The sequence below is a fragment of the Kitasatospora sp. MY 5-36 genome, assembly GCF_001182915.1.
Classification (GTDB): Bacteria; Actinomycetota; Actinomycetes; order Streptomycetales; family Streptomycetaceae; genus Kitasatospora.
On sequence record NZ_LFVW01000896.1, the window covers coordinates 1 to 3,486 of the forward strand.

The window sequence follows — 3,486 nt, forward strand, 5'->3', positions numbered from 1 at the left end:
CCGCTGGTGGCGGCGGTCGCCGCGCTGGCGGCCGTCCCCACCGCCGCGCCCGCCCAGGGCACCCAGGCCGCGCCGGCCGCCGCGCACCGGCAGTTCGCCGTCGGCCCCCAGTACGACTCCACCCACGTCTACGTCGAGCCGGGCACCGAGCAGGCCTTCGCGGCCAGTTGGGTGGCCACCTTCGGCGGCAGCACGATCGGGCCGAACGCCACCCAGGTGACCCCCACACCCAGCCGGACGCTCTCCGAACTGGTCGTCTCCCCGGTGGGCACCCTCTCGGTGTTCGACTACACCACGCCCGTCCCGTACCCCTTCGGCACCGAGCGCACCGGCTGGCTGGTCACCGACCTCGACCAGGCGGTCCGCGCCGCCCGCGCCGACGGGGCCGCCGTCACCGTGGCGCCGTTCGCCGACCCGATCGGCCGGGACGCCGTCGTCCAGTTCCCCGGCGGCGTCAACGCCCAGCTGTACGTCCACACCACCCCGCCCTCCTACCCCGGGCTCGCCAGCGTGCCGGAGAACCGGCTCTACCTGTCACCGGACGCGGTGGGCGCCTTCCTGCGCAGCTTCCTCGCCTTCACCGACGGCCGGATCGTCTCCGACGACCGCCGGGCCGACGGCGCCGCGATCGGACTGCCCGGCACCGCCTACCGGCTGCTGCGCCTCACCTCCGGCTTCGGCACCACGACGGTCGCCGTGACGGACGGCCACCTGCCGTACCCCTTCGGCCGGGAGCTCACCGGCTACGGCGTGGCGGACCTCGGCGCCACCCTGGAGCGGGCGGAGGCCGCCGGCGCGTCGGTGCTGTCCGGCCCGGTCCGGGCGGACGGCCGGGACAGCGCCATGGTGCGGTTCCCCGGCGGCTACGTCGCGGAGCTGCACGGCGACCGGTGACCGGTGCCCCGGCACGGGGCGGTCACACCGCGATGCCGTACCCCTCCGGCCGGGCCGCGCCTCCCTGGGCGAGGCCCGCCCGGGCGCACGCCTGCCACTCGCGCGGCGAGACCCCGTAGGCGGCCCGGAAGGCCCGGCTGAAGTGACTGGCGCTCACGAAGCCCCACCGCCCGGCGACCGCCGCCACGGTCGCCGAGCCACCCGTCGGACCGGTCGCCGGACGGGCCGCCGTACGGGTCGCCGTACGGGTCGCCGTACGGGCGAGGTCCCGGCGGCACGCGTCCAGCCGCTGGCGCCGGATCCAGCGGGTCACCGTCACCCCCTCGAAGCCGAACAGCTTGTGCAGGTACCGCACGGACACGTGGTGGGCCTCGGCGATCCGCTCCGGCGAGAGCTCCGGGTCCCCCAGGTGCCGCAGGATGTGGTCCTTCATCCGGGCCAGGGTGGCCAGGGCCGCCTCGGGCGCCTCCGGTACGGACCGGCCGCGGCGTTCGTGCGCGAGCACCGCGAGCAGGTCGAGCGCCGTGGTGGCGAGCCAGGCGGCCGCCGGCGGCTCCATGCTCCCGGCCGAGCGGGAGAGGCAGTCCAGGTAGGCGCCCACCAGGCGGGCGGTGTCGTCCTCGCGGGTGTCGAAGGCCGTCGCCGTGAGCACCCGCAGGTCCTCCTCGGTGACCCCGACGGCCGAGCGCGGCCAGTGGAAGGCCGTGAAGAGGAACGGCTCCGGCAGGTCCTTGGTGAACGGCCGCCCGGCGTCGGAGATCGCGAAGGTGCCCGGGCGCAGCTCCACCTGGCGGCCGTCCTGGAGCAGCCGGGCGGTGCCGCGGTGCTGGAGCGCCAGGGTGAGGTGGTCCTCGCCACCGCGGGCGATCAGCCGGGCGCTGCGCTCGACCCGCTGCGGGCCGGCCCGGACCAGGGAGACCTGGGCGGCGCCCAGCCGGTGGCTGGTGATCGTCGCGGGCGCGGGCGCGTCCTCGCGCAGGACGACGTCGAGCGGGATGAAGGTACGGGAGACCGCCTCGTGCCAGTACTCGGCGCGGTCGGCGGCCGGCACCCCGGCGGTGTCGAGGACGGCGGACGGGACGACGGACATCTGTGCTCCTGTTCGGTCTGCGGGCCCGACCGCGCCGGGTCGCGCCTCGGCGGCGGTGGCCCAAGTCGTGCTGGTTCGGCGGCTCGTCAGCAGGCCCCGTCGGTCCGGAGCGGGCGCCAGTCGCGCGGCGAGACCCCGTACGCGGCGCGGAAGGCCCGGCTGAAGTGCGCCGGGTTGACGAAGCCCCAGCGCTGGGCGACCGCCGACACGGTCGGGGCGGTCCGGCCGCGGCGGCCCAGTTCGCGGGCGCAGGCCTCCAGGCGGCGCTGCCGGACGAGCCGGCTCACCGTCACTCCCTCGTGCTCGAAGAGCCGGTGCAGGTACCGCACCGAGATCCGGTGGGCGTGCGCGATCCGCTCGGGCGTCAGCTCCGGGTCGCCCAGCCGCTCGTCGATGTACTCCCGCACCCGCCGGACCAGGTGCTCGTTCGGGCCGCCGGGGCCGACACTGCCGGGGCCGTCCGCCGCCAGCTGGACGACCAGCGCGCTCACCAGGTCGGCGACCCGCCCGGCCAGCTGGTCCCCGACCGGGCCGGGGTAGGAGTGCGCGGAGGCGGCCAGGGTGCCCAGGAAGGGCCCCAGCACCGGCCCGCAGCCGTCCGCCGGGCCGACGGCCGTACCCGCCGCGTACCGCAGGTCGCGCTCCGACACGCCCAGCAGCCGGCGCGGCAGCTGGAACAGGTGGGTGCGGAAGCGCCCCGGGTACTCGACGGCGAACGGCCGCCCGGCGTCGTACAGGACGAGCCCGCCCGGCGGCACCTCCGCGCGGCGCCCGTCCTGCTCCAGCACGGCCCGGCCGGACTCCTGCACCCCGACCCCGACCTGCGGCTCGGTGCGCGGGGCCGGGGCGATCAGGTCGGCGCTACGGGAGAACCGGGCGGTGTCTCCTTCCAGGGTGGAGATCCGCACGTAGCCGAGCCGGTGCGACACCGGGAGCCCGTCGGACGGCCGCCCGGTGAGCGAGTGCGCCCCCACCGGAACCGGCGCCGTCGGACCGCCCCGGAACGCGGCCTTCCCGCCGTCCGTGACCGACCCGGCCGTCCCCCGCACGCCCATCTGACCGCCCTCCCGTCGAAGCCCTGCGCGACTCAGCCTGGACTTCGACGGCGACGGCCCGTTAGGTCATCTGACTGCCTGGTTCGACAGCGGTCGGAGGAAGCGCCGTCCCGGCCGGTCGGCCGCCGTCGAGGGCGTGGGCGAGCGCGGCCCGCGAGGTGATGCCGAGCTTCGGGAAGATCCGGTACAGGTGGGCCCCGACGGTGCGGGGCGACAGCTGGAGCTCCCGGCCGATCTCCTTGTTCGTCAGGCCGGTCGCGGCCAGCCGGGCGATGCGCAGTTCATGGCCGGTCAGCCCGGAGGGTCCGGCGGCAGGCCCGGCCGGCGGCAGGGCCGCGGAGTCCCCGGCGGCCCGCAGTTCCTCCTCGCACCACCGGGCCCAGGGCTCGGCCCGGAGGCGGCGGAACACGTGGTGGGCCGCGCGCAGCGGCTCCCGGGCCCCGGGGC

4 protein-coding genes are annotated in these 3,486 nt (G+C 77.1%); 1 reads left to right on the top strand and 3 read right to left on the bottom strand.

Annotated elements, in window-relative coordinates; all coding sequences use genetic code 11:
• Positions 1 to 3 precede the first annotated feature (3 nt).
• Positions 4 to 894: a VOC family protein gene (locus tag AE652_RS37900; protein WP_049659864.1), complete on the top strand. Its 891-nt coding sequence runs from the start codon at positions 4 to 6 to the stop codon at positions 892 to 894.
• Positions 895 to 916: 22 nt separating this feature from the next.
• Here the strand turns inward: AE652_RS37900 and AE652_RS37905 are convergent, their stop codons facing one another.
• The 3 genes from AE652_RS37905 to AE652_RS37915 form a co-directional block, all read right to left on the bottom strand.
• Positions 917 to 1,984 (bottom strand): helix-turn-helix domain-containing protein, encoded by a 1,068-nt coding sequence (locus AE652_RS37905; RefSeq protein WP_049659859.1) that lies wholly within the window; start codon positions 1,982 to 1,984, stop codon positions 917 to 919.
• Between the two features lie 86 nt (positions 1,985 to 2,070).
• Positions 2,071 to 3,039 carry a helix-turn-helix domain-containing protein gene (locus AE652_RS37910; RefSeq protein ID WP_049659861.1) on the bottom strand — a complete coding sequence of 323 codons (969 nt, stop codon included), beginning with the start codon at positions 3,037 to 3,039 and terminating at the stop codon, positions 2,071 to 2,073.
• A 61-nt stretch (positions 3,040 to 3,100) separates the two neighbouring features.
• Positions 3,101 to 3,486: response regulator transcription factor (locus tag AE652_RS37915; RefSeq protein ID WP_199823205.1), on the bottom strand; the 386-nt coding region annotated here is incomplete at its 5' end.

Excerpts from the sequence above, each read along its gene's own strand:
- AE652_RS37905 (WP_049659859.1), bottom strand. The coding sequence starts at position 1,984 with ATGTCCGTCGTCCCGTCCGCCGTCCTCGACACCGCCGGGGTGCCGGCC.
- AE652_RS37910 (WP_049659861.1), bottom strand. The coding sequence starts at position 3,039 with ATGGGCGTGCGGGGGACGGCCGGGTCGGTCACGGACGGCGGGAAGGCC.